The following is a 25,570-nucleotide window of genomic DNA, read 5'->3' as shown; positions in this document are numbered from 1 at the left end:
ACACCATGAAACTATCGTCATTGTTGAAAGACGCCGCGGTTTCTAAAATTGTCGGCGACACAGACCGTGATATGAAAGGAATTTGTTATGATTCCAGAAAAGTGAAGCCGGGTTATGTGTTTGTCTGCATTGTAGGTTTTGAAACAGATGGGCACAAATACATCGCCGGGGCAATTTCTGCCGGTGCGTCTGCCATTGTTGTGCAGGAGGGGGCAAAGCTTCCCGACATTCCTGAAACCATAACGCTGATTGTTGCAAAAAACACCAGACAAGTGCTTGCTCAGCTGGGTGCTTCCTTTTACAAAAACCCACAGAAAAAGCTTAAAATAATCGGCGTCACGGGAACAAACGGCAAAACAACAGTGACAACGCTGATTAAATCTATTTTGGAGTTTGAGGGCAAAACCACCGGCTTAATCGGAACAAACGCCAACATGATTTGCGGAAGAACCCTACCTACAGAGCGCACCACACCGGAGTCGTTGGAACTGTTTGAGCTGTTCCATGAGATGGTGGAAGAGGGTGTGGAATATGTAGTGATGGAGGTTTCCTCTCACTCTTTGGATTTATTCCGGGTTTACGGCATTGAGTTTTCTGTTGGGGCGTTTACAAACCTGACTCAGGATCATCTTGATTTTCACGTTACCATGGAAAACTATTTAAACGCCAAGAAAAAGCTTTTTCTGCAAAGCAAATGCGGCGTGGTAAACGCTGATGACAAAGCAGGAAGAAGCATTCTGGCCGACAGCGTCTGTCCGATGACGTCCTATGGGATTGACAGCGAGGCGGACATTAAAGCATCTGACATTCGGATTTCGGCCCGGGGCGTGATATTTAACATTTGTTATGAGCAAAAGGATTACACCGTGCGGCTGGGGATTCCCGGCAGATTTTCTGTTTACAATGCGCTGACGGCTATCGGTGCCGTTGTAGCGGCAGGAATTGAAATAGGCCGGGCGGTGGAGGCGCTGACCTTTGCCAAAGGCGTTATGGGGCGGTGTGAGACGGTTTATACGAATACCGATTTCACGGTGATTATTGACTATGCCCACACGCCGGACGGGTTAGAAAACATTATAAAAACCGTGAAAGAATTTGCAGAGGGCAGAGTGATTACCCTGTTTGGCTGCGGCGGAGACCGTGACAGAACAAAACGCCCCATTATGGGAAAGGTTGCAGGCGAGCTTTCCGACTACTGCATTGTGACCTCTGACAATCCCAGAACAGAAAATCCTGCGGCCATTATTGAAGATATTATGGCAGGCGTGAAAGAAACCGACTGCGAACATATTGTGATTGAAAACCGGCGGGAGGCAATCGGCTATGCGCTGTCGTTTGCAAAGCACGGCGACTGTGTGATTTTGGCAGGCAAGGGCCACGAAACCTATCAGATTATTGGCAAGACGAAAAACCATTTTGACGAGCGTGAAGTTATTGCAGAGTGTCTTGCGGCAATGAAAAAGGCAGAGGTGTGAATATGATTCCTGTTTCAGTTTCAGAAATTTTGCAGGTTGTTGGCGGACGTTTGCTTCACGGCACGCCGGCGGGCACGGTGACTTCAGTGGTAACCGACAGCAGAAAGGCTGCAGAAAACACGCTGTTTGTGGCAATTCCCGGTGAAAATGCAGACGGTCACGCATTTGTTGAAAAGGCCTTTGCACAGGGCGCTGTTTGTGCCCTTGTGGAACGGGAGGTTGAAATAAGCTTGAATCACCCCGTTATTTTTGTTGAAAACACGGTTCGGGCCATGGGAGCGCTGGCGCAGCTGGTGATGAAGCGGCTTTGTGTGCCGACTGTGGGAATAACGGGCAGCGTAGGAAAGACCACCACACGGGACATGACGCATGCAGTCTTATCCGCCAAATTTAACACCTTAAAAAACAAAAACAACTTTAACAACGAAATTGGCGTTCCGCTGACGGTTTTTGAAGCGGATGAAACAATTACCGCCGCGGTGATTGAAATGGGAATGGACAATTTCGGCGAAATAGACAGGCTTTCTGCCATTGTTCAGCCGAACGCGGCAATCGTTACCAACATTGGCATGTCGCACATTGAGCGTTTAGGCTCGCAGGAAAACATATATCGGGCAAAATCAGAGCTGTTTGCCCACACAAAGAAAGATGGTGTGGTTATTTTAAACGGCGACGACAAAATTTTAATGGCTCATAAAGATGAGATTTCGCAGAAAGTGATAACGGTTGGGGTGAAAAACCCCACGGCAGACTTTACTGCTTCTGATATAAAAGCAGAGGAAGACAGCGTGACGTTCCGGTTTTCGGGCCTGGGACACGAATTTAAGGTAGAATTGCCGGTTCCCGGGGAGCACAACGTATCAGACGCGCTGTTTGCCTGCGCGGCAGGAATTTATTTCGGCGTGCCCGACGCAAAAATTGCAGAAGCACTGCAAAAATTTACACTGACCGGTATGCGGATGGACATTATCCGGTGCGGCAGCATCACCGTTATTAACGACTGCTATAACGCGGCTCCCGCCTCTGTTTCGGCGGCATTGTCTGTGCTTTCCAAACGGAGGGACAGAAAAGTTGCGGTTTTAGGAGATATTGCAGCTTTAGGCGCATATAGTTATAATGCGCACCGGGAGCTGGGCGCAGAGGTGACAAAAAACGGCATTGACCTTTTAATTACGGTTGGGGAAAATGCAAGGTTCATAGCAGAGGGAGCCTTTGAAAACGGAATGGACAGCATGAATATCATTTCTGTTGATACGGTTGAAGAAATTTATCCCTATTTGTCGTCCTCCATTAAAGAAAACGACGTGGTGCTGGTGAAAGCCTCCCGCGTTATGGGCTTGGAGCGTGTAACGGAATTTTTAAAAAATAATTTTTAAAGAAGCTTAGGAAAAGGGAGCTGGTTGTTTGAACACCTTGCTGATTGGAAGCGGACTGTCGCTTCTTGCATGCATTATTATAACACCGATTTTAATACCGCTGCTTACAAGGCTGAAATTTGGCCAGAGCATTCGCGAGGAGGGGCCTGCCTGGCATCAGAAAAAGAGCGGCACCCCCACGATGGGCGGTTTGGCCATTATTTGCGCGGTGGTTTTTGGGCCGCTGGCCGCATATTTCATTTCAGGAAATTTTGGCGTGACAGAAATCAGCCTGGTTGTGGGTTCGCTGTTGTTTGGCATCATCGGCTTTGCCGACGACTATATAAAAGTGGTAAAAAAACGGAATTTGGGGCTTACTTCAAAGCAAAAGTTTTTGGCGCAGCTGATTGCGGCAGTTGTTGTCACTGTGTTTATGAGCCACACAGGGGTCATTGGCGGAGAAATTGTTGTTCCGTTTGTGAAAGCCTCTATTGATATTGGGCTTTGGACGATTCCCCTTGCGGTTTTTGTTCAGCTTGCTGTCGTGAACAGCGTAAATTTAACCGACGGGTTAGACGGTTTAGCGTCTTCTGTGACGCTGATTGTTTCGTTGTTCTTTATGATTTGTGCAATCAAAGTGGGAAACACCTCTATCGCTGTGTTTATGGGCGCGGTGGCGGCGGCCTGCTTGGGATTTTTGTTCTTTAACGCCAATCCCGCCAAGGTGTTCATGGGCGACACAGGTTCTCTCTTTTTGGGCGGGGCGATTGCGGTTGGGGCCATCGGGCTTAAAATGCCGCTGATTTTGATTATTGCCGGGGGCATTTATTTAATTGAAACGCTCTCCGTTATGATACAGGTAGTTTCGTTTAAAACCACAGGAAAACGCGTATTTAAAATGAGTCCCATTCATCATCATTTTGAACTGTGTGGGTTAAACGAGAAAAAAATTGTTTTGCTGTTTTCTTTCGTTACGGTTGTGCTGTGCGCAATCAGTTACATTGTAGTGTTTTAATTCTTGGCCAAAGGGCTGTTGAAAGCGGGGAATGCAAATATGGCGGCGAGGGCGCAGAGAGGTGCAAAACTCAGGCGTGCCGGAAGTTCGGAACATGCTGTGATAAAAAAAACAAGTGTAGATGTAGGATTTTTATCTGTAGTCATTCTGCTGCTGGTATTTGGCCTTATTATGGTATTCAGCGCCAGCTATCCATCTGCAAATGCAAAATATGGAAATGGCTTATACTTTATTCAAAAACAGGCAATGTGGGCGGTTTTAGGCGTTGGCGCTATGATTTTTACCATGAAGTTCGACTATCGGCTATATAAAAAGTTTGCGCTTCCCATTGCCATGGTAACCATTGCCCTGCTGATTTTGGTGTTGTTCAGCACGCCGATTAAAGGTTCCAGGCGATGGCTGGGGTTTGGTTCTTTCACCATTCAGCCCTCAGAGGCGGCAAAAATTGCAGTTATTATTTATTTTGCCGCAAGTCTTTCTGTTACGAAAGACAAAATTCGTGAGTTTAAATATCTGGTGCGCTATTGGGCCATGCTTTTGGTGGTGCTGGGGCTTTTAATTTTAGAGCCGCACTTTAGCGTGTGCATTATCATCGGGTTTGTAGCGGTTATTATGCTGCTGGTTGCAGGGGCAAGATTAAAGCATTTTGCCATTGCTTCTGTTGCCGCCATTCCGGCCCTCATTGCCGTTGCAATGAAGGAGCAGTACCGAATGGACCGCCTGACCACGTTTTTTGACCCCTTTGCCGACCGTCAGGGCGACGGCTGGCAGATTATTCAATCGCTTTTTGCAATCGGTTCCGGCGGGCTGTTTGGCCTTGGATTTGGTAACTCCAGACAGAAATATATGTATGTATCTGAGCCGCAGAACGACTTTATTTTTGCCATTGTGTGCGAGGAGCTGGGCATTGTTGGCGCGGTTGTAGTAATTGCACTGTTCGGCATTTTAATCTGGCGGGGCATTAAAATTGCCATGAATGCGCCGGATACTTTTGGAAGCCTGCTGGTAACGGGGATTGTCTCGCTGGTTGGCATTCAGACCTTTTTAAACATTGCCGTTGTGACGAAAATGATTCCCACAACAGGCATTTCGCTTCCGTTCTTTTCCGCCGGCGGCTCGTCTCTGGTATTTTTAATGGCGGCAATGGGAATGGTGCTGAACGTATCAAAGTTTAAAAAACAGGTGGTAGATTTGCGGTAATTCAGAAAGGAATGTTTAGTCTAAGGTGAAAGTTTTAATTTCAGGCGGCGGTACGGCGGGACATATTAATCCGGCCATTGCCATAGCCAAAAGAATGAAAAAAGAATATGGCGCAGAAATCCTTTTTGTGGGCAAGGAAACCGGTTTGGAGAAAACCCTTGTTCCAAAAGAGGGATTTGACATAAAATATATCGACGTTGAGGGCTTAGTTCGAAAGCTGACGCTAAAAAATGTGACGGTAGCGCTGAAATATCTTCGGGCAATTGGCGACGCAAAACGAATGATTCGGGAATTTTCTCCGGACGTTGTTGTGGGAACAGGCGGATACGTCTGTGCTCCTGTGCTGTCTGCGGCCCACAGTCTGAAAATTCCGGTGCTGGTGCACGAGCAGAATGTGTTCCCCGGCATGACGGTGAAAATGGCGGCACGGTTTGCAGACTGTGTGGCGGTGAGCTTTGAAGACACCATTTCCTATGTCAGCGAAAAGGCCAAAAAGGTCTGCGTATTAACGGGAAACCCCTTGCGTGAAAACATGCTGGACTTGTCTTATGAGGAAGCCAGAAAAACTTTGGGAATTGACGGCAGGCCCTTTATTGTGACGGTAGGCGGCTCGCTTGGCGCAAGAACCATTAACGAGGCGCTGGTTGAAATTGTAAATTGTTTAGACAATGTGGAATTTCGGCTTTTAGGCGGCACCGGGGAACGTTTTTTTGACGAAGTAAACGAAAAGATTGACAAAAGCAAGCTGGGCGACAACATTGCAATCGTCCCATACATTTATAACATGGACGTGGTGCTTCCTGCGGCGGATTTGGTTATTGCCCGTTCCGGTGCAATTACTGTCAGCGAGCTGTGCGCGCTGGGACGGCCGTCGGTTTTAATCCCGTCGCCCAACGTGACCCACAACCATCAGGAATATAACGCAAAATCCATTGCAGACCGCGGTGCGGCGGTGATGATTTGCGAGCGTGACATTCAAAACAACATTGTTTCCGATACGGTAAAATCGTTGATTATTAACCAGGAAAAGCGAATGCAAATGTCCAAAGAGGCAAAAAAACTTGCCATTACCGACGGCACGAAACGAATTTGCGACATTGTGGCAGAGCTTGCCCGAAAGTAACCAAAACTTACCGCGCGCATACTATGGTAATGACTTTTAATCGTTATCAGGAGGTGCGCATTTTGGGTAAAATAATCGTAAACGGCGGTCTCCCGCTTGCGGGAGACGTCAGAATTCACGGCGCGAAAAATGCCGTTCTTCCTATTTTGGCAGCAACTGTCATGGTGGGAGGAGTACATATCATTCATAACTGTCCTGATTTTTCAGATGTTGTGATTACCATTGAAATTTTAAAAAGCCTGGGCGCGAAAGTTACGCGCGATGGAAATACATTGACGGTTGACACCAGCGGTGCGCTGGGAAACTTTATTCCGGAGCATTTGATGAGAAAGCTCCGTTCTTCCGTCATTTTCATGGGCGCAGTGCTGGCGCGGAACAACGAGGCAAAAATATCCACGCCCGGCGGCTGCGAGCTTGGCCCCAGGCCCATTGACTTACATCTGAAAACGCTTGCGCAATTGGGCGCTGAAATTAAAGAGGAGCATGGATATTTAATCTGCAAGGCGGAAAAGCTTACGGGAAAAATCATACACTTGGATTTCCCCAGCGTTGGCGCAACAGAAAATCTGCTGCTTGCCGCAGCAATGGCAGACGGCGAAACGGTGATTTCAAACGCGGCGCGGGAACCTGAAATTGATGATTTGGCCTGCTTTTTAAACAACATGGGCGCAGATGTGCAAGGCGCGGGAACCTCCACCATAAAAATTGTAGGGAAAAAAGAGCTTGTTCCCGCACAATATACCGTTATGCCCGACAGAATTGTGGCGGCGACCTATCTTTGCGCCGCGGCTGCAACCGGCGGGGAAGTCGCCGTAACGCACATGTGCCCGGAACATATATCGGCGGTGCTGTCTGTTTTGGCAGACTGCGGGTGCTATCTTTTCTCCACAGAGGACACAGTTCTGTTGAAGGCGCCGAAACGGCTTTTGGCCCCGGGCAGCATTAAAACCATGCCCTACCCGGGATTTCCCACAGACGCGCAGTCGCTGTTTTTAGCAATGCTGTGCTGTGCCGACGGCACGTCCATCATTACGGAAACAATTTTTGAAAGCAGGTTTAAGCCCGTGCCGGAGCTGTGCCGAATGGGTGCAAAAATCAGCGTAGACGGCAGAGTGGCGGTTGTCTGCGGCACGGAAAGGCTTTCAGGCACAGAGGTGAACGCTTCAGATTTGCGCGGCGGGGCGGCTTTGGTCATTGCAGCTTTAATGGCCGACGGCACAACGGTAATTAATACGCCGGAATTTATCGACCGGGGATATGAAAATTTTGAAGCAAACCTTGCCCAGTTGGGGGCGGATATTATACGCTACAGATAAAGGAGCAGCAAACATGCAAAGGAAAAGGGAAACCAGCAGTGAACGGTATAAACGACGAATTAAGCAGCGGCGGATTTTTGTTTTAAGCGTGTTCGCCGCAGTTGTGCTTTTGTGTATCTGTCTTTTCACGCCGATTTTTGGCATTACGCAAATTTCTGTAACGGGCAACACCTTGCTTGCCGCAGAAGATGTAATTGCGGCTTCGGGCATTGAAAAGGGCGAAAATGTATTTCGAATCAGCAGGAAAAAAGCAGAAAAGGCTTTAGCCTCAGTTGCATACATAGAGAGTGCAAAAATAAAACGAAAGTTTCCCGCAAAAATTGTGATTGAGATTGACGAGGCGAAGCAGGACATTATAATCGACACGCCCCAGGAGTTTGTGGTGACAACGGTTGCGGGCAGGGTTTTGGAAAAAACCGACGATGTGACCAGCTTAACCGCGCCGATTATTTATGGCATTGAGGTTACTAAATCGGAGCCTGCAAAAAAAATAGAAACGTCTGACGACGAGATTTTAAACATGAATTTAGAACGAATCGGCTGTTTTTATGAAACAGATTATTGGGGTGACATTGACGAGTTCCGCGTTTCTGACGTGTCGAATTTTATTATGATTATGAAATCGGGCATGAAGGTGACGTTTGGCAGCATTGACAGCACGGAAAGCCTTCAGCGCAAAATTAAAATGATGGCGCAAATTCTGCCGCAGGTTCAGCAAACGGAAAAAAGCTATTTGGATTTAACCACCGATAAGGGGTATTTTGGGGAATATACCGATGCCGAACTGGAAGAAATGAGAAAATGGGAGGAAAGCGGCAACACCGGCATAATCGGCGGGGACGACAAAACGTCAGGCAATCAGACAGATGACAGCTCGGATGCTAAAAAGTCGGATTCTGATGATAACAGTAAAAACGATGAAGACAGCAGCTCGGAGAGCTCGCAAAAAACGTCGGGAAGCTCTGCTAAACCTAGCAGCAAGCCAAGCAAATCGTCGGAGCCGGAAGAGGACGACGAGGATTCTGTCAGGAAGAAAACCTCTGCATCGCCCTCCGCCAGTGCAAGCGCAAAGGCAAATTCAGACCAGACGAAAGAAGATGCAAAGGCCAGCGCAAGCAGCAAGGCGAAAAAAGAATCTGGCGTAGATTAACAGACTGTCGTGGTTTTACACAAAAAATTTACAAAAAAATTTAGCGAAAATTCAATTTTTTACTTGTAATTCCATACGGCAGTATGTTATAATAAATAGTAATTAAATTTGATATTATAAACGAGTTGTGATTACATACGAAAGAGGAGGAAACAGGAGTGTTCGATTTTGATAACGGGTCAATGAATGTTGCCCAGATTAAAGTGATTGGTGTCGGCGGCGGCGGCAATAATGCCGTGAACCGCATGATTGATGCAGGTCTCGGTGGGGTGGAATTTGTATCAATTAATACGGATAAACAGGCGCTTTTGTCATCACAGGCAAATCAAAAAATACAGATAGGTGAAAAATTAACAAAAGGTCTTGGCGCAGGTGCGAACCCGGACATGGGCTCGAAAGCGGCAGAAGAAAGCTACGACGAAATTGCTCAGGCCATCAGCGGCAGCGACATGGTGTTCGTAACAGCCGGCATGGGCGGCGGAACGGGAACAGGTGCTGCACCTGTTGTTGCACAGATTGCAAAGGACATGGGCATTTTAACGCTGGGCATTGTGACAAAACCGTTTTTGTTTGAAGGCAGACAGAGAATGGTGCGTGCCGAGGAGGGAATTTCATCCTTAAAAGGTGCTGTTGACGCAATTGTAACCATTCCGAACGATCGATTGCTCCAAATTTCCAACCAGCACACAACCTTTATCGACGCATTTAAAATGGCCGATGAAGTTCTTTTAAAAGGTGTGAAAGGTATTTCCGACTTAATTACCGGCAACGCGGTTGTAAACCTTGACTTTGCCGACGTTGTTACCATTATGAAAGACACTGGCGTTGCGCACATGGGCGTGGGCAAAGCGTCCGGCGAAAAACGTGCGGAAGACGCTGTTAAAATGGCAATTTCCAGCCCGCTTTTAGAAACCACCATCGACGGCGCCCGGGGCGTTTTAATTAACGTAACCGGCGGTGCTGACCTCGGCCTGTTCGAGATTAACAATGCGGCAATGATGGTAACGGAAGCTGCAGACCCGAACGCAAACATCATCTTTGGTGCAACAGTTGACCCGGATATGAAAGACGAAATTTCTATTACGGTTATTGCAACCGGATTTGAAGGCGTTTCCTCTGCCGCGGCAGACAGAAATTCTTCTAACCTGTTTTCAGGCAACCCGGCTTTAAAGGGCGGCTCGCTTTCCTCTAGATCCTTTGGCGCAGCACAGCGCCCAGCAGAACAGAAGCCCGCTCAGCAGACACCAAGTGAGGTTGAAATTCCGTGGTTCCTACGCGATAAGAGATAATTTTTCTTAAATAAAAAGGCGAGCATACAAAAATGACGCTAAGTAATGTAAATAAGCTTAAAATAAAACTGATCCCGCTTTATATAAGCGGGATCAGTTTTATTTTATGGTAAATGTGAATTTGCCTTTATCTGTTTCTGTCTTTAACTCCAGCCGAATTCTTGTGGGCGCTTTTCCCCAATCGCTGAGCAGTTTGCTGTCGGTTGTTTCAACCGGCTCACAGATGACGTGAAACTTTGAAAAGTCGGCTGCCAGCGACAGGGTTTTGCCGCTGTCTGCAGTGAAAATCAGTTCGTGCGGCGTTACGGCTACATCACAGACCGTCATCAGGTTCAGCACGATTTTTTCAGGGGCGTTTAAGGCAAAATCTTCTGTTATGGTGATTTCCTTGTTTTTTCGTGACAGCGTAAACGTTCGTTTCCATTTTTGAATTTCGTCTTTGTTTTCATAGGCGTTTTTTATGTCCAGCGAAAAGCGGGTTTCGTCCTCTTTTGCTTCGTACGAAACGCAGGACGCGCTAAAGCCAGCTCCTGCCGGCTGGTCTTTCCCACCGATGGTGGGGGTGTTGTGAAAGCAGGACTGGTTATTCCAAATTTCATACCGCTGGTCAGAAAAGGTTTTGGCGCAGTAGGCCTCGTGGGCGGGGTCAATAAAAAACGGCTCCGCATCTTTGTAAACAATAAAGCTGCCCACATCATTGTGATTGTGGCTTTCGGCGTTGTGGCCGCCTTTTGCCGCCAAAAACAGGCCGTCGGCCCCGTCCCGCTCCCGGGCGGCCATAACCTGGGTGCTGGAAAAATATACGTCTTGAAAGGCCCGGGCAGGCGCAGAAAGGTGTGAGAGGGCGGGCATTGCCTCATAAAGCTCAAGTGCCCGGGGCATTTGCCACAGGGTAAACGCATTGCTTTTGTCAAGACGAAAACATTCTTTGGCAAATGAAACCATTGTTTCACTGCCAAGAAGCCTGCCATATTTATAAATTGTGCCGTAATTTGCGGCGAGGCGGGGCGAGCAGTCTGCAAAGTTTACAAAAAAGCCGTTTCCAATGTGCACCTTTGTGATATATTCGGCGGTGTTTTTAATTTTTTCATTTTCAAATTCGTTTACATAGCCGCCGGTAATTTGGTTCAGAAAATAGGCGCAGTCTAAAAGGGAGAGGCCGGCCCTGTTCCAATAGCTGGGGCCTTCGTCGCAGGCGCCGTCCTGCGGGTAGGCGTCTGCATAGTTGTCTAAGGACCGCATAACCTTTTCCACCAAGCTTTGCAGCCGTTCGCCCGGCGGTGTGACTGCGGCGGCGCACAGCAGCACGTTGGACAAAATCCACGGGTTCCAGTTGTTCACCACATAGCGCTTGCCGTCTTCATTTTTACGTATTAAAAAGCCCTGCCACCAGTAGTCGTCATGGATTAAAAAATTATCGATAACACGAATATCGATTTCCCGTTTGATACGAGGGACAATGTTTTTGCTGATTTGTTCAAATTTTTCTTGAAACAGGCGCAACACAAACGACAGCAAACATCCTGTTTCCGCTTGGAACAAGTCAAGGCAGGGGTGCTCGTCATTGGGAAGCCCATCCGCCTCCGGCCTTAAATAACCGTGAGCCGGAACACACCAGGTGGTTTCCTCTAAAATCAGCCAGGTAAAATCCAAAACCTTGTCGGTGTAGTTCCCTTTGTTTTCCATGGCCTCTAAAAGGGCATATGCCGAAAGGGCCTTTCGTCTTTCAAAGCACACGCCTTCATACCGGGTGCGGTTTCCGTTCCTTACGAAATCCAGATACATGGAGGCGGGCAGGGAAAAATCAAACGCGCCAATGCCGTTTATGTAGCTTGTCACCTGCTGATATGCCGTTTTCTTTATGCTCTCCCAATAGTCCCTGTCGGACAGGGGCCGCACTATGGAAAAGCCGCCTTTGATGGATTGCGTTAGCTGATTTGTGCCAACATACTTTTCTGAAAACATGCTGCATACTCCTTTTTATTTAAAAATTTGTTCCATATTCCAGTCTGTTAAAAAGACAATCGGATAGGTCAGGCACAGGTGAAACAGAGAAATATTGTGTTTTTCACTTTTCCCCCAGCCCTCAAAGGTGGCGGTTGCACCTTCGTTTATCATTCTGAGCCAACCGCCTTTGTCTTTCATCATCTCATAAACCAAATCGCGTCTGCCGCACCGCACCAGACCGCAAAAGGCCGCAAACGTCATAAACAGCATACAGCCGGATAGGCGCCGTTTGTCCATCATTTGAATGATGCGCTCCTCGCATGCACGGTCCGGGCAAAGGCCAAACGCCAAGGCTGTGGCGTTTGAGGGAAACGAGATGTGGCGGGATTCGGCGCTGTCGCAGAAAAAGCCCTGCGCCGGGTCGTAAAAAGCGTTTCGATATGCGTCTGTTAAAAATACCGTGTCAAAAGCCGGCCTTTTTCCAACAATGGAGGCTAAGCGGTTCAGCGCCTTTGCCGCGCCAATGAAATAGGCGTTTATCACGTTGTGGGTGCCGCGGCAAATCTGTCCTTCTGTCAAGTCAACGTCATAGCCGTCCCGCCATTTTTGCGGCCACTCCACCACGCACCATTTGTCTAAATCATAGAGCAGGCCATCTGCTTTTCCGTAGGATTTTTGATAAAATATTAAAATGTCCAGCAGTGCGTCATACCGCTGTGCAATGAATTCCTTATCCTTTTTTATATGATAATGGGCGAAAAGCAGCATAACCAGCATCAGCGGATATTCAGCTATTTCCTGCATAAAAGAACAGGTGGTGCACGTTAAAAGGCCCTTGTTTACAAACTGTGACCGCAATGCGTCGTCTATCAGTTTTTCCATGATGGAAAAGTCTTTTGTGAGCAGCGCGTAAGACAGGCTGGTAAAACAGCCGTCGCCCACATACTGGCCCTTTTCCCGCTCCATACAATCTTGAATGACCTCCTGCACGCCATATTTTAAAGAATGGGCGCAGAGCGACCATACCGCATGAAGCTCCGGGTCGTCTGTGTTACATGCTGCCTGCTCGCAAAACGGATAATGCCGGGCGGTAAGACAAATGCTGTTTTCGTCCAGCACGCAGTCCGGCGGCAAATCAAGCTGCACATAACGGATAGATTTATAATCGAATTGGCAGTAGAAGTCTCTGTTTCCTGAAAGCACCATTTCATCTTTATAGACGCAGTTGGCACGAAGATGAAACATAACATCCGTGCCGCCGTCACACAGTTCCTGCCCGCTTTTCACGGCAATCACACTGCCGCGGGAACCGGAAGCGGAAAAAGAAAGATACCCCACATACATGGCGCCAAAATCAATAAGGTAACCCTGTTCATTTTTCTTTAAGGCGGCGGGGCGGATGGGTTCAAACACAAGCTGTTTTGTGGGCTGCGAATAGAGTGTATAGTCGGGAAACGCGCGCAAGGCGGCAGGGCGCCAATTGCTGTCGTCAAAGTCCGGCTGATCAAACAGCACATTTGGATGGCCGGCGTTAAAACGCTCGCAATATTGGGTGTTGAGTCCGCAAACGTTGCCAATGGCGGAAAATGCGGTTTGGTCTGAGGCAAGAAAGCTTTCGTCGCTGGACAAAACGGTTTTCCCGCACGAAACAATGTCTAAAATCAGACCGGAACGGTTGTCGCCGCTGACCCAAACGCGGTTAATCAGCCCCTGGTAAAATACGTGCACCGCTATGGTGTTTTCCCCTTTTTTTAAATAGGCGCTGATATCAAGTTCGTTATAGTAATAGTGAAACGGGTAGCCCGGGCAGGGCCCCTGGGTGACAAACCGGCCGTTGATATAAAGCTTATAATAATCGTCGGCAGAAAGAAACAATGTTGTTCCTTTTGTGGTTTCGGCAATGAATTTTTTCCGAAACAGCATGTGTTTGTTTTGAAACTTGCTGTCCGGAACGGTTTTGCCGTCAAGCTGGCGGTGAAAAACGTTGATTGCGGGAAGGGCCGCCATGTCTTCGCACGTTATCCACTTCCCGCAAAATTTATGTTGTTTGCCCATGGTGATGCCCCCTTCTTTTGTGTTTTATTTTATCAGAAATGCCGAATTTGTCAATAAGGTTCAGGCAAATCGTCTTGCTTTATTTTTAAAACGTGCTATAATAGAAAGAAAAAAAGGAGGCCGCAGGCTTATGACATATCACAAACTCATTCTCGGCGCCACATTTGCCGCCGCAGGACTGCTGACAAAGTCCGGCGGAGACTGCCTGGTGATTGAGCCAAAACCCTCGGCAGGGCACGAATTTTTAGGTGCGCTTGCATTTGGCACCGGCTACGGCGAGCCGCTTTTCACAACCGAAGCTGCTGAGTTTTATCAGCAGTTTCAGGAAAAGGGAGCAATGCACCGGGGCAAAGGCTGCCTGTTCGACTGTGCCAGCCTGCTGAACGCAAAGCTGTTAAACAAAAACGTTTTGCTCAACACCAGCATTGTGGATATTCGCCCGGAGGCGGACGGGTTTTGCGTTACAACCCACGGCGTGAAGGGGTTTCGCACTTTTCGGGCAACCGAACTTGTTAACACGCTGTGCGAGGAGGGCAACATTTTTAAAAAATCGTTTCACGCATGGGTGCGCCCGGCGGCAAAAGGGGCCGCTGCGCCGGATTCAGTGCAGTTAGAGCCGCTGTTCGGCGCGTTTGAAAACAGCTATATCGTAAAGCTGCCCGTGGAAAAGGACTGCACCTATCCAGAAGCGAGGCAGCGATTAAGCGATGTTTTAAAAAACGAGCTTTCAGGCTTTCGCCTGGGGCTGTCGGCAGACTGTTTTGCACTAACGCCGAAGAAAACAGGGGTTTTTGAAACGGGAGGAATTGTGCAAATGCCCTCCTGCGGTTTTCAAAATCCTCTGCTGGCTTTTGACGCAGGAGTTCGGTTTGCGGAAAGGGGAATGTTTTAACATGGAACGCTTTTTTATGGAAGAAGGAGCGGTGAAATGCGTGCCGGCAGACGGCGTTTGCTTTTCCCGCCGGTTTGATGTAATTGTCTGCGGACTGGGAACTGCCGGCAGCGTGGCCGCGGCCGCCGCAGGGCAAAAAGGGCTTTCGGTTTTGGGAATAGAACAGTGCACCTGCCCGGGAGGCACAACCACCATTGGCGGAATTCGGGGCTATTATTTCGGAACACCGGGCGGGCTTTACACAGAATTCGACCGGCGGGTGGAGGAATATCAAAACAGTCACACGGAAACGGTACTGGAGAGCAGAAAAATTGTGACAGAGGAAATTTTGCAGGAAAGCGGCGCGAAGCTTATGTATGAAACCGTGCTTTGCGGCATTTATTTAAGCGGCACCAGGGTGTGCGGCGCTCGGGTTTTAACCGGCGGAATTATGGAGGATTTTGCGTGCTCTGTGCTGATTGACGCCACAGGGGACGGAACGGCCTGCTTTATGGCAGGGTGCGAAATGGAGTTCGGCAGAGAGGCCGACGGACTGACACAGCCCTATAGCATGGTGAGCGTGATGGTAGACGAAAACAACGCTGTGCGCACAACCAACTTCGATTTTGGCCGTGTGGACCAGCGGGACGACAAAAGCCTAAGCGAGGCGCTGATTTTTTCCCGTTCCTATGAAATGCCGGAGGACCGGGCCGGCACCTTTGTGGCACATATGCCCTTAATTGGCGTGCGGGAGGGACGGCGCATTATAGCGGAGGAAACCGTTCGGCTGGAAGACGTTTTTGCAGAAACCGTGACCGACACGCCCATGTTCTACTCCTATTCGGACTTAGACAAGCACGGCTGGGACACCGCCTTTGACGGAGAAACCCTGGGTGATTGGACGGTGGGCGCAAACCTGGGAGCCTATAACCTGACGGTGCCCATGCCGTTTCGGGCGCTGATTCCGAAAGGTTATGACGGGCTTTTGTGCGCCTGCAGGGCATTTGGCGTTGACAGGAACATCTCCAGCCTGTCCCGAATGATTTTAGACATGAAAAAAGCAGGGGAGGCCGCGGCGTGTGTTGCCGCGCTTTCCATTCAGCACGGGTGCCCCCTTACGGAAATTCCTTATGGCGAGCTGAAGCAAATGCTTACAAAAAGCGGATGCTTAAACGAGGCATATTGCCGCGGCGTGCGGGTGGACGGGCGCTTTGACTGCGACGGGAACGAGCTTGTTCCCCGCGGCGTTTCGTGGATTACCGAGCCTGAACAGCTGGCTGCGCCGCTTTCTAGTTTAACGCCCGGCGAGGCCATTTGGTCTGCCAGGCGCATGGGGGAAAAGGCAAGGCCGGCTTTATATCAGTTAATTGCTTCAAAAGACGAAAACACGAAAAAACACGCGGCCTTTGCGCTGTCTGCCACAGGGGACAAGGGCGCGATTGAACTGCTTCGGGAAATGGCCGCGGCGCGGGACCCGGTGATGCTGCGGGACTGCCGGAAAAACAACGAGCAGCGGGGCGCCATGGCAATTTATTATCTGGGACGGTTCGCAGACACTGCGGCAATCGGCACGCTGGCAGAGATCATAACAGACGAAAACGAGCCTTTGCGGGACGCATATTCCGGCCGGTTTTCCAACGGCGCGCGGTATCGAATCAGCGGGTTCCGGTATGAATATTTTCAGTTCGTATCAGAGGCGGCCATGGCGCTGATTCGCATTGGAAATGCCCACGAAAAGGAGCGGGAACGGATTTTTAAAATTTTTAAAACTGCGTTTTTCGATGAAACGTATGAAAAGAGGATTACCACCCGCCCCAAAATGAGCAGCGAGGGCAGCATGGTTTCTAACATTAAAAACGTTGCGTTTTCCGCTGCGGGCCGGTGGGGACTTTTTATTTGACAGAACGTGTCCGATTTGGTAAAATATAAGTTGGAACACTGATGAAAAAGAAAAGGGGCAACATCATATGAAATGTAAATTTTGCGGCGAAGAGTTAAAGGATGGCGCAAATTTTTGTGAATTCTGCGGAAAGGAGCAGGAGGCTTTTGTCGGCGCTGTTGAACCGGAGGAAAAGGGCACCGCGGATATGATTGACGCTTTGCCGGAACTGCACGACGAGTTAGACCGCATTGCAGAAATGAGGGAAAAGTCGAAACACAGAAAACGGCGCGTGCTGGTTTCTGTTATTCTTATTGTGGCCTGTGCCGCCGGCGTTTGGTTTGGCATGAACTATTTGAAGGACCAAAGAAAGCCGGTTCAGCCTGTGGGGGGCGAGGTGTCTTCCGCGCCGGCTACCTCCGGCGTGGCGGGCGAGGTGAAAGAAACGCTTTTGGGCAGCGGCTTTACCCAGGTAAAAATTTTAGACGGGGCCACGGCGGAAGATGCCATTCACAGCGTGAAAGATCAGCTTAGCATAACGGATGCAAACACAAGCTTTGTGATGAAAAGCAAAACAGCCGTTGGCAACGACACCTATTACCGCTTCAGCCAGACCTGCGGCGGACTTAAGGTTTATGGCGGCGAGGTAGTTTTGGCGGCAGCACAAAACGGAACACCAATCGCACTAAACGGCAGGGTTGTTGAAACGGACGGTCTGGATTTAAACGCGGCGTTAGACGCCGGCGGCGCCTCGAACGCTGTGAGTGAATATGTGAACAAGCTGTCCGGCGACTATCGCATAACCGAGGGCGCAAACGTCACTGTTGCGGAAAAGGTTGTTTGCAATTTTGAGGGGAAAACCTATTTGGCCTATGTTTCCAACGTGTCGGGCTACAACGAAAAGGGCGAATATGTGGCGTATGACGCGTTTGTGGACGCCGACGCAGGCTCGGGAATTTATATTTGCGCTACGTCGAGCTATGAAAACGGCGGGGAGGAAGCGGCGCTGCCGGAAACGGACAGCGCGGAGGTTCCCGCAGCAGACAGCAGCGTGCCGCCGTCGGCTGCGGAATCTGCCATGACCATGTTTACGGTGAACGACAAATTTAACTGGAACGATAAAACAAAAACCAGCGCCCTGGAGGAAATTCGCAGGGAAGACATTGACGCAGGGAACATGTCGGCCTATGTTGCCGGAACGAAAGCTTCTGTGGACAGGGCATATGCCTATTTTAAAGACAGCTTTGGCTATGCGGGTTTAAACGGGAAAAACGGGAATTTTAAGGTATATTTAAATTCCAATGAATATTTAAAAGACAAGCTTCCGCCGGAAAAGGCGCTGTATTCCGGCGATGTGCTGATGTTTATCCGGGAGGACCTGACCTCCGGCGAGCTGGACGTAAATGTGGCGGCGCATGAATTTGCCCACGGTGTGATGTATCATGTTGCCCAGTTTGACGGCACCCGCAATTTCAGTGAAAACGCGGCTGTGGCGGAGGGGCTGGCCGACGTGTTCGGCGAGCTTTGCGAAGCGCATTTTGCCGGCGGCACGGCAGACTGGATTCATGGAAGCAGGAATTTGGCCGCGCCGGAAAGCGGGTTTGTAACGAAGCTTTCTGGTGCCGTGGAGATGAAAGACATTGCCGAATGTTACCGCTATTCCACCGTTGTTTCCCACGCCGTGTATCAGATGAACGCCAACGGGGTGGACACCGGTGCGCTGGGCGAGCTTTGTTTCCGGTCGCTGTGTCTAATGACGAAAGGGGCAAACTTTTCCCAGTGGCGTACAGTTTCTGAGCTTGCCGCAAGGAACATGACAGACGCCGGCAGGCTGACGGAAGAACAGTTTGCGGCTGTTTGTGCGGCGCTGGACAACACAGGAATTAAGGGGCAGCGTCTCTACGCCCGGCAGGTGGACGAAATCGGCGGGGAAGAGGAATTAGAGCCGCCGGAAAGCGAAACCGCGCCGGCAGGTGATGTGCGCGACAAGGTAATTGAATAAGATTGATATCAATAAAGCGGGCCTTTCACAGGCCCGCTTTTTATTCGTCTAAAACCAGTAGGAAAATGAGGATTCGCCGCCGTTTATGAAAACTTCAATGGTTTTGGTGTCGGCCAAAATGTCTACCTGTTTTACATGGCCGCTGAACCGTAAGGGCGGTTCGTCTTTCTTTGTTTTTATTTTTACGCAGTTTTCTGAAATTTCAACATGCTCGTCGCTTTTTGCAAAAAGCGGCCAGGCTTCTTTTACGGGATAGGTGCAAAGCGCGCCGTTTCCCGGGCAGAAAAACACTTCCCGCGGAATGGTCAGCGCCCCGGCGTAGGGCACGGTTTCATCCGGCGTTTTATCCCAGGAATAGAGCCAGGCGATTAATATTCTGCGGCCGGTTTCGTCGTGGAAGGTTTGCGGCGCATAAAAATGAGGGCCGGCTTCGGGATAAAATTCCGCTTCGGGCAAAAACCGCTCCCCGTCGAACTGCCCTGTGATGAAGGCTGTAGAATGGGTTTTGCGGCCCATTTGCGAGAACATCAGAACAAATTTCCCGTCCAGCGCAAAAAAGTCCGGGCACTCCAGCACACCGCCATATTTTGCTCCTTCAAACAGCACGCCCCGGTAGTCCCAGTTTGTTAAGTCTTCCGAGCGGTAGAGCAAAATTTTGCCCACGCCGTTTTTACCGGAGCCGATTACCATGAAATAGGCGCCGCCGTATTCAAAAACGTGAGGGTCGCGGAAATCTTCGCTGCCGTCTGAGGGGTAAGATTTTATAATTGGATTGCCGGGATATTTTTCAAAGTGCACCCCGTCGCGGCTCATTGCCAAACACTGCGTTTGCCCCAGTTCCTCTGACACCGCGGTGTAAAACACATAGAGCACATTGTCTTTCACCAAAGCGCCGCCGGAAAAGCACCCGCCGCTGTTTTCGTAAGGCTGGTCGGGCGAGAGGGCAATGGGCAGCTCGTTCCAGTGAATGAGGTCGCGGCTGACCGCGTGGCCCCAATGCATGGGTCCCCATTTCGGCTCGTAGGGATTATGCTGGAAAAACGCATGGTATTCTCCACAGAAGAACACCAGCCCGTTGGGGTCGTTTATCCAGCCTTTTTCCGGCTCAAAGTGATGGTGCAAACGTTTCGCCATGGAGAACCCTCCTAAAACTTTATTCTGCGGATGGTGTTTGTCACCATTTCCGCCATGCGCCACATGCCCAAATCTGTGGGGTGGCAGCCGTCTACGGTGCAGCAGTCGTAGCCATATTCGCCCCAGAGGGAGTTGCCGTCTATAAAATATACGTTTTTATCGCCGTCAGCCATAGCCTTGGCAAAGGTGTTAAATATTACGGCTTTGCGTTTTATGTTGTCCTCCAAAGAGCCGTTGTGAAAGTCTGGCCGCGACATGAAAATTACGGGGAGCGAGGGGTTTTGCGCCCGGATAATGTCGAAAAACGGCTTGTGAGTTTTTTCTAAATGCGCGCTGTCTGGCGCGTTGTGGTCGTAGTCATACACAAACACGTCCATTTTCAGGTTTTTTATGTAGTTTGCCATGGCCGTTTCGCCCTTGGCGTTGCCGGAAAATCCCAGGTTTAAAAAGTCCCACCCCAGGCTGCGGGCCGTTATGGAAGGGTAGCTGCTGCCGGGACGGGAGGCACAGGCCCCCTGGGTGATGGAGGAGCCGTAAAACACCACTTTTTTTTCATAAGGCGGGCATTTTTCAACAGCCGCCCCGTTTTCAAGGCCTAAATATAAGTGGTTTGTTGTGTTATAAAGGGGAAAGCCAATGACGATTTCCCGCATTTTTTTGTCGGGAAAGTAGTGAATTCCTTCAAACTCTTCCGGTGTTTCGTCGTCCGGCGCAACAAAGGTGGTAAAAATGCCGTCGGCAAACACGTCGAAGCCGCACTGGCCTGTTTTCGGCATGTGACGCATGGTGCCCACAGCCGGAACCTTGCAGAACAGGGCGATAAATTTCGAGTCCGTTTTAAAACGCACCCTGCCGCCGGAGGTGTGTTTTGCCAGGTCGTAAACGCTTTGGCTTACCGATTTTGCCACGTTTAAATCCATGCGCACATAGATGTCGCCGTCCCGCTGAACGCCTAAAAGCTCAAAGGGTTCGTCGTCAATATTGTAAACGCACAGGTTTTTTTCTTGTATCTTTGTGTTTACTTTCATGTTTTTATCCAGTTTTTCAATGTTCATGCTTTTCACCTCGCCTAAAGTTTAGCACGGAATGCAGGCTGTGTCAACAAAAAAACGCCCGCCAGGGCGTTTTTTTATTTAGGTTTGAGAAGCCGCGCTGCGGATGGCTTCTAACATTTGATATCCATATTCTTCACAGGGCTCTAAATAGCTTCCTTCCGTCCACTCGTTCCAGCTTTCGATTACTAAAAACGCGTTGTGAAATGTGCCGTTATGCATGCATTCAAGCATTTTCGACACGGCGCCTCCGACAGATTCCGGCTTGTTATTCACCGCAATGGGGGAGTAGGGGTATCCCCGGGCAGGGTCAAAAATTTCTGACTGCACGGTTCTGGGGCTGTTGTCTTCACCAACCATTACTGATGGGCACAGCGGAAGCCCCCAGGTGTTCTGCACATACTTCATGCGGTCTATGGTGGGTTCAATGTAATCGTTATACTCATAGGTCAGCGCATTTTCATGGGATTTATACCAGGCGTGAGTTGTGAGCATGTCGACGCCGATTTCTTTGCAGAGCCGGCCGAATTTCTCCTGTCCCGGTTCGTTGCTTACAGGCGCGCACACGGCAATCGTCAGCTCGCCCACGCCGGCCGCCCGTGCGCGGTTTCTAAAATCGGAAATTATGTTTTTTGCCGTATCTGCACCCAGGGAGTTGACCAGCTCGCTCAGGGAATAAATGCAAAAGTAGGGCTTGCCGTCTACCCGGATATATTGATCCATTTTAAAGTAGCGGTGAATGCAGTGCTCGGTTAAGTCGAAAAAGCTCTCTTTTGTTACGCTGCCGGCGGTTAGGGGCTGATTGCGGAAAAAGTAAGGAGAGGGATGGGCGGCAATGGGAGTGTGGTTACACCACATCACGGCAAACTGGAAGTCGTTAAAGTTTTCCGCGCCGAAAAAGCCCTTTTCCAGGCAGTCAATGCGGTATGGCCCGATTTCGGGATACCAATACCAGTCGAAAATGAAACCGCTGATGCCGAATTTTAACGCGCAGGCAATTTTCTTTGCCGCAACGTTTGGGTCGGACTCGTCTTCATAGCCCCACAGGGGCACCTTTGGCTGTACGTGACCGGGAAAGCGCGGCGTGGCATATTTTACACACTGCCACTCTGTCCAGCCTTTGCCGTGCCAGATTTCGTTTTGGGGTGTAACGTGCCAGTTAGGAAAGTAATAGGCGTAAATGGGTGTGTTCATTTTTATTTCTCCTTTTCTTTTTATTTGAATGCAGAAAACAAAAAGTCAAACCCGTCTGGCGCAGGATTTACGGTGTGTTCCCCGCTCCAGGTTTCAAACACAAAATTTTGTTCCGCGCCGAAGGCTTGATAGTAAGGTTTTACCCGCTTTGCTTCGGGCAGGGCGGTTTGAAAAGTGAACACCGGGTCTTTTTCGCCGATGGACACATACAATCGTCTGGGCGCGCACAGGGCCGCCACCTCTGCGTCTTGAAACGTTGTGCCGGACTGAAAATAGGTCATGTCCTGCCAGGGATAGCAATCCCGGTCGTTAAAGCAACCGCAGGCCAGGCCGGACTTTATTCTTGTGTCAGCCGCCATGGTGTAAAGGGTGTAATATCCGCCGTAGGAAAGGCCCGCCATGCCAACGGCGGTTTCGTCAACTGCATCTAAGGCCGACAGGGCGGTGACAGACTGCGAAATGCAGTAAATTTCAAGCCCCGTTATGCTGAGCCCCATACGCTTTAAGTTCACATCCGTCACAGTGCGGTCATAGGGCACCTTGTGGCCGGGGCAGGTGTCGAATGTTTCTCCCTGGTTCCACAAAAGGAGCTGGGGCGCAAACACCACCGCTCCCCGGGCCAGGAGCCTTTGAATCAGGTGCCCGTAATTGTTTTTGCCGTGAAAGTCCGCGGCAAGCTCCGGCGTGCCGCCACCGCCGTGCTGGGCAATGATCAGCGGGGCTTTTGCCGCGCCGGAAACGCCGTGGGGCACCATCAGCAGGCCATAGAAGGGGATGCAGCCTAAAACGGTGACGGTTACGCGGTAAATGCTGCACACATCATCTGCGGCGGAAAACTCCTGTTTTAACTGGGGGCTGCCGCTGTCCGGCAGGCGGGAAATGCCCAGCATCTGCAAAAACATTTCCCGGTAATGTTCTATTTTTGCGGGAAAGTTCTCCGGGGGCATAAATGCGGTGCGGGCCTGTTTCGCCAAAGCGTTTTGTTCTTTTATGAACCGTTCCACTCCGGCGGCGTAGTCTGCGCGGAAGCTGTCCGCCGTTTCGGGCGGTTCCGTATGGATTACCATGAACAAGTCCTCCTTTTATTTTACAAACACAGTTTCAATTCCTAAAATTTTACCGATTTTTTCCAGCGTTTTTCCGTGATGGCCAACGCCCAGCGCGTAGTGATGGGTGGGGCCTTCCATGACCCATTTTTTTATGAACTCCTTTGTTGTGGGCGCAAAAAAGCCTCTGGTGTTGGTGTTGCCGGTAGGCGGGATTGCGCCCTTTTTGGAAATGCCCTCGCCAATGACAAACTTAAACGAGCCGCCGGCGGTTTGGGTAATGCCAAGCATGGTGATGGGGCCTTCTTTAATTTTAAATTCCACCGACGCGCCGCGGCCGGGTTTTCCGTGAAATTTAATCAGGCTGCGCAGAATTGGTTTCCCCTCCGCAATGGCAATGTGGTGGGGGCCGTCGTGGCCCACCAGAATGAAATCCTCGTTAAAATCGAAGGGGTGAAACTCTGCAAAGCTGCCGCCGATGTTTAAGCGGTCTAAAATCAGCATGGCAATACAGGTTTTTAAGTCAAATTCACCGCACATGGGCACGCCCTGGGCGTTTAAAATGGAGTTTCCCACAATGAGCGTGGTGGCCAGGCTGCGGGCCAGGGAACCCTCCTGCCCCTCGTAGTAATAGGCCAGGCCGGTGAGGTTGTAGGTTTTTATGAACCGGTCCAGTGCGCAGGCAGATTTGGCGGACTGAATTAAGTCCTCCTCCGTAAGCTTTTTGGTAACGGGGTCGGACTTTGGCTCCGGCATGTCGAACTCGGCCTTTATCAGCTTGATTTTTTCCTGGATTTCTGCTTCCGTTACCTTGTGATATTCTGTCAGCAAATCGTCAATTTCTAAAAGCGGAACATGCACGCCGAAGGCGGAAAAGGCCGCCGTGGGGTCGGCGTGCATGTCGTACATGGCCTCTAAAACGTGGCCCATTAAGCCAATGCGCGCACCCTTTAAGCTGTGGAGCACCTTGGCGATTTCGCACCACTCGGAAAGCTCTGCTTCCGCCTCTTTGTCGTCGTAAAGCGCGCCGAGAATTACGTCTGTCACCGGCTTGCCCAAACGGTTTGCAACGCCTGTGAACTCCGGCACGGAGCAGATGTTGTCGTTTTCAAGCTGCATGAACGTGCTGGCCTTTGTGTAGTCCATGGCCTTTCGCGGCTGCAGCGCCACCAAAACCATGGGCAGGTTTGTTTCTTTTAAAATGGGGGCGAACACAGACGAGGTGGCATAGGTGGCCATGTTGCAAAACAGCAGGTCGGCCCCGGAGCCGGCTATTTTTTCCGCCGCGGAAAACGCTTTTTCCGAGCTGTCCACCATGCCGAAATCGAGAACCTCTGCGCCGTTTGCCCGCACCTTGGCAACCAAATCTGCGTGGTAGCCCATAATTTTTTCATAAAGGCCGGGGAACTGGTCCCAGTAGGTGGCGTGGGCCACGGCAAAAATGGCAATTTTGGCAGTTCTTGGGGTGAGTCGTTCTATCATGTATCATTTACACCTTTCTTTTTTAATTTTTCTTGATTATATAACAAAAGCGTGCTATAATCTATAATGATTTCAAGTTATTTTTGTGTAAATCAAAGATTGGAGGGCAAACGGTGCGGTTTTGTGAAATTCATCCCTTTGTGCGGTTTTCAAGATTTTTGCAGCCGAACGACACGGGGCCTTTCCTTTGTCCCTACGACTGCCGGCTGTTTTATGTGAAAAAAGGGTCTGTTTCTGTGTTTGCCGGCGGAAAAGAGCACGTTCTCCGCGAAACGGACGGAATTGTCATTCCTTCCGGCGTGACATATCGTGTGCTGCGCACGGCTGAGGACGCAAAGGTGCTTGCCGTGAACTTTGATTTCACCTTTCGGCAGGCGGCGCACGACGTTCCCATTCCCCCGGATTCACCGGAAAAATTTGTGGAAAGCAATGTTTTAGAGCGCGTCACCTTTGAAGACGCTTCGGCGTTTAACCGGGCGGCGGCAATTTCTGGCATGGGCCGGTTTGAAGATTTGCTGTTAAAAGCCCACAGTGAGTTCGGGCAAAACCTGATTTATTCCAATGCAGCCGCCGGCGCATATCTTTCTTTGTTTCTGGCGGAATGTGCGCGTTTTCTGTCTGAGGGGGCAAGCGGTTCGGGGTCTTCTGCGGCGGATAAAATCATTTCTTATCTGCATGAAAACTTTAGCGGCGCCATTACAAACAGCCAGCTTGCCGAGCTGTTTCACTATCACCCCAATTATATCAACAGTTTAATTCGGGCGAAAACCGGCATGTCTCTGCGCAGTTATTTGCTGAATATTCGCATTGCGAAGGCTGTGACGCTGCTGGAAACCACTCATTTTTCGGTTACGCAAATCGCTCAGGAGGTGGGCTTTTGCGACATCAGCTATTTTTCAAACTATTTTAAAAAGGTTACGGGCAGGTCGCCCAAGGAGTTTCGAAACAAGTAAAGGAGCGTAAACGTGAAAGTTCCGTTCACATT

General features: G+C 49.9%; 19 protein-coding genes. 12 read left to right on the top strand and 7 right to left on the bottom strand.

The genetic code is table 11. From position 1 onward, the window contains the following. Window positions 1-5: 5 nt before the first annotated feature. From WIG73_RS04910 to ftsZ, 8 genes are all read left to right on the top strand, one after another. Window positions 6-1,475 carry a UDP-N-acetylmuramoyl-L-alanyl-D-glutamate--2,6-diaminopimelate ligase gene (locus tag WIG73_RS04910; RefSeq protein WP_249311354.1) on the top strand — a complete coding sequence of 490 codons (1,470 nt, stop codon included), beginning with the start codon at window positions 6-8 and terminating at the stop codon, window positions 1,473-1,475. Window positions 1,476-1,477: 2 nt separating this feature from the next. Then, entirely contained in the window at window positions 1,478-2,851 is a 1,374-nt protein-coding gene (gene murF / locus WIG73_RS04905) for a UDP-N-acetylmuramoyl-tripeptide--D-alanyl-D-alanine ligase (protein ID WP_337399522.1), read from the top strand. A 28-nt stretch (window positions 2,852-2,879) separates the two neighbouring features. Then, complete coding sequence (mraY, locus tag WIG73_RS04900; protein WP_337399521.1) at window positions 2,880-3,845, top strand: phospho-N-acetylmuramoyl-pentapeptide-transferase; 966 nt, start codon at window positions 2,880-2,882, stop codon at window positions 3,843-3,845. 39 nt (window positions 3,846-3,884) lie between these two features. Continuing rightward, the gene (gene ftsW, locus WIG73_RS04895; protein WP_249311352.1) at window positions 3,885-5,045 is read left to right on the top strand and encodes a putative lipid II flippase FtsW; all 1,161 of its coding nucleotides are present in this window, start codon (window positions 3,885-3,887) and stop codon (window positions 5,043-5,045) included. Window positions 5,046-5,070: 25 nt separating this feature from the next. Then, a complete protein-coding gene (gene murG, locus WIG73_RS04890; protein WP_177679629.1) occupies window positions 5,071-6,168 on the top strand; it encodes an undecaprenyldiphospho-muramoylpentapeptide beta-N-acetylglucosaminyltransferase in 1,098 nt (365 codons plus the stop codon). A 62-nt stretch (window positions 6,169-6,230) separates the two neighbouring features. Further along, window positions 6,231-7,484 carry a UDP-N-acetylglucosamine 1-carboxyvinyltransferase gene (gene murA, locus WIG73_RS04885; protein ID WP_337399520.1) on the top strand — a complete coding sequence of 418 codons (1,254 nt, stop codon included), beginning with the start codon at window positions 6,231-6,233 and terminating at the stop codon, window positions 7,482-7,484. Between the two features lie 13 nt (window positions 7,485-7,497). Next, entirely contained in the window at window positions 7,498-8,634 is a 1,137-nt protein-coding gene (locus WIG73_RS04880; protein WP_337399518.1) for an FtsQ-type POTRA domain-containing protein, read from the top strand. A 182-nt stretch (window positions 8,635-8,816) separates the two neighbouring features. Beyond that, the gene (gene ftsZ, locus WIG73_RS04875; protein WP_177679637.1) at window positions 8,817-9,923 is read left to right on the top strand and encodes a cell division protein FtsZ; all 1,107 of its coding nucleotides are present in this window, start codon (window positions 8,817-8,819) and stop codon (window positions 9,921-9,923) included. Window positions 9,924-10,022: 99 nt separating this feature from the next. Here the strand turns inward: ftsZ and WIG73_RS04870 are convergent, their stop codons facing one another. Next, window positions 10,023-11,888, bottom strand: a complete 1,866-nt coding sequence (locus tag WIG73_RS04870) for a heparinase II/III family protein (RefSeq protein ID WP_337399517.1) — start codon at window positions 11,886-11,888, stop codon at window positions 10,023-10,025. 15 nt (window positions 11,889-11,903) lie between these two features. Next, the gene (locus WIG73_RS04865; protein ID WP_337399515.1) at window positions 11,904-13,925 is read right to left on the bottom strand and encodes a family 78 glycoside hydrolase catalytic domain; all 2,022 of its coding nucleotides are present in this window, start codon (window positions 13,923-13,925) and stop codon (window positions 11,904-11,906) included. A gap of 130 nt (window positions 13,926-14,055) precedes the next feature. On the opposite strand from WIG73_RS04865, the gene WIG73_RS04860 reads away from it, so the two are divergent. The 3 genes from WIG73_RS04860 (at window position 14,056) to WIG73_RS04850 (ending at window position 18,677) form a co-directional block, all read left to right on the top strand. After that, window positions 14,056-14,817: a hypothetical protein gene (locus WIG73_RS04860; protein ID WP_337399513.1), complete on the top strand. Its 762-nt coding sequence runs from the start codon at window positions 14,056-14,058 to the stop codon at window positions 14,815-14,817. Window position 14,818: 1 nt separating this feature from the next. Continuing rightward, entirely contained in the window at window positions 14,819-16,696 is a 1,878-nt protein-coding gene (locus tag WIG73_RS04855) for an FAD-dependent oxidoreductase (RefSeq protein ID WP_337399511.1), read from the top strand. Window positions 16,697-16,763: 67 nt separating this feature from the next. Then, window positions 16,764-18,677, top strand: a complete 1,914-nt coding sequence (locus WIG73_RS04850; protein ID WP_337399510.1) for a hypothetical protein — start codon at window positions 16,764-16,766, stop codon at window positions 18,675-18,677. A 48-nt stretch (window positions 18,678-18,725) separates the two neighbouring features. On the opposite strand, the gene WIG73_RS04845 is transcribed toward WIG73_RS04850, so the two are convergent. The 5 genes from WIG73_RS04845 to WIG73_RS04825 all read right to left on the bottom strand — a co-directional run bounded on the left by WIG73_RS04845 (window position 18,726) and on the right by WIG73_RS04825 (window position 24,585). Continuing rightward, a complete protein-coding gene (locus tag WIG73_RS04845) occupies window positions 18,726-19,811 on the bottom strand; it encodes a glycoside hydrolase family 32 protein (RefSeq protein ID WP_337399509.1) in 1,086 nt (361 codons plus the stop codon). 11 nt (window positions 19,812-19,822) lie between these two features. Beyond that, on the bottom strand, window positions 19,823-20,866 hold the full coding sequence (locus WIG73_RS04840) for an SGNH/GDSL hydrolase family protein (RefSeq protein ID WP_337399508.1): 1,044 nt from the start codon (window positions 20,864-20,866) through the stop codon (window positions 19,823-19,825). 78 nt (window positions 20,867-20,944) lie between these two features. Then, window positions 20,945-22,057 (bottom strand): glycoside hydrolase family 99-like domain-containing protein, encoded by a 1,113-nt coding sequence (locus WIG73_RS04835; RefSeq protein WP_337399506.1) that lies wholly within the window; start codon window positions 22,055-22,057, stop codon window positions 20,945-20,947. Between the two features lie 20 nt (window positions 22,058-22,077). Then, the gene (locus WIG73_RS04830; protein WP_337399505.1) at window positions 22,078-23,124 is read right to left on the bottom strand and encodes a hypothetical protein; all 1,047 of its coding nucleotides are present in this window, start codon (window positions 23,122-23,124) and stop codon (window positions 22,078-22,080) included. Between the two features lie 15 nt (window positions 23,125-23,139). Continuing rightward, window positions 23,140-24,585: an L-fucose/L-arabinose isomerase family protein gene (locus tag WIG73_RS04825; RefSeq protein WP_249311340.1), complete on the bottom strand. Its 1,446-nt coding sequence runs from the start codon at window positions 24,583-24,585 to the stop codon at window positions 23,140-23,142. A gap of 113 nt (window positions 24,586-24,698) precedes the next feature. On the opposite strand from WIG73_RS04825, the gene WIG73_RS04820 reads away from it, so the two are divergent. Further along, window positions 24,699-25,538 (top strand): AraC family transcriptional regulator, encoded by an 840-nt coding sequence (locus WIG73_RS04820; protein ID WP_337399504.1) that lies wholly within the window; start codon window positions 24,699-24,701, stop codon window positions 25,536-25,538. The last annotated feature ends 32 nt before the right edge of the window (window positions 25,539-25,570 follow it).

Source organism: Congzhengia sp. (assembly GCF_037235575.1).
In the GTDB taxonomy this organism is placed as follows: domain Bacteria; phylum Bacillota; class Clostridia; order UBA1381; family UBA9506; genus Congzhengia; species Congzhengia minquanensis.
The sequence above is the reverse complement of the archived record's forward strand: the minus strand, read 5'-3'. Positions and strand labels throughout refer to the sequence as shown.

What these genes read in the sequence shown, in the direction of transcription:
- WIG73_RS04845 (WP_337399509.1), bottom strand. Translation starts at nt 19,811, where the DNA reads ATGGCGAAACGTTTGCACCATCACTTTGAGCCGGAAAAAGGCTGGATA.
- WIG73_RS04825 (WP_249311340.1), bottom strand. Translation starts at nt 24,585, where the DNA reads ATGATAGAACGACTCACCCCAAGAACTGCCAAAATTGCCATTTTTGCC.
- WIG73_RS04870 (WP_337399517.1), bottom strand. Translation starts at nt 11,888, where the DNA reads ATGTTTTCAGAAAAGTATGTTGGCACAAATCAGCTAACGCAATCCATC.
- WIG73_RS04835 (WP_337399506.1), bottom strand. Translation starts at nt 22,057, where the DNA reads ATGAACACACCCATTTACGCCTATTACTTTCCTAACTGGCACGTTACA.
- WIG73_RS04855 (WP_337399511.1), top strand. Translation starts at nt 14,819, where the DNA reads ATGGAACGCTTTTTTATGGAAGAAGGAGCGGTGAAATGCGTGCCGGCA.
- ftsW (WP_249311352.1), top strand. Translation starts at nt 3,885, where the DNA reads ATGGCGGCGAGGGCGCAGAGAGGTGCAAAACTCAGGCGTGCCGGAAGT.
- ftsZ (WP_177679637.1), top strand. Translation starts at nt 8,817, where the DNA reads ATGAATGTTGCCCAGATTAAAGTGATTGGTGTCGGCGGCGGCGGCAAT.
- WIG73_RS04860 (WP_337399513.1), top strand. Translation starts at nt 14,056, where the DNA reads ATGACATATCACAAACTCATTCTCGGCGCCACATTTGCCGCCGCAGGA.
- WIG73_RS04850 (WP_337399510.1), top strand. Translation starts at nt 16,764, where the DNA reads ATGAAATGTAAATTTTGCGGCGAAGAGTTAAAGGATGGCGCAAATTTT.
- WIG73_RS04880 (WP_337399518.1), top strand. Translation starts at nt 7,498, where the DNA reads ATGCAAAGGAAAAGGGAAACCAGCAGTGAACGGTATAAACGACGAATT.
- WIG73_RS04830 (WP_337399505.1), bottom strand. Translation starts at nt 23,124, where the DNA reads ATGGTAATCCATACGGAACCGCCCGAAACGGCGGACAGCTTCCGCGCA.
- WIG73_RS04910 (WP_249311354.1), top strand. Translation starts at nt 6, where the DNA reads ATGAAACTATCGTCATTGTTGAAAGACGCCGCGGTTTCTAAAATTGTC.
- murF (WP_337399522.1), top strand. Translation starts at nt 1,478, where the DNA reads ATGATTCCTGTTTCAGTTTCAGAAATTTTGCAGGTTGTTGGCGGACGT.
- WIG73_RS04840 (WP_337399508.1), bottom strand. Translation starts at nt 20,866, where the DNA reads ATGAACATTGAAAAACTGGATAAAAACATGAAAGTAAACACAAAGATA.
- WIG73_RS04865 (WP_337399515.1), bottom strand. Translation starts at nt 13,925, where the DNA reads ATGGGCAAACAACATAAATTTTGCGGGAAGTGGATAACGTGCGAAGAC.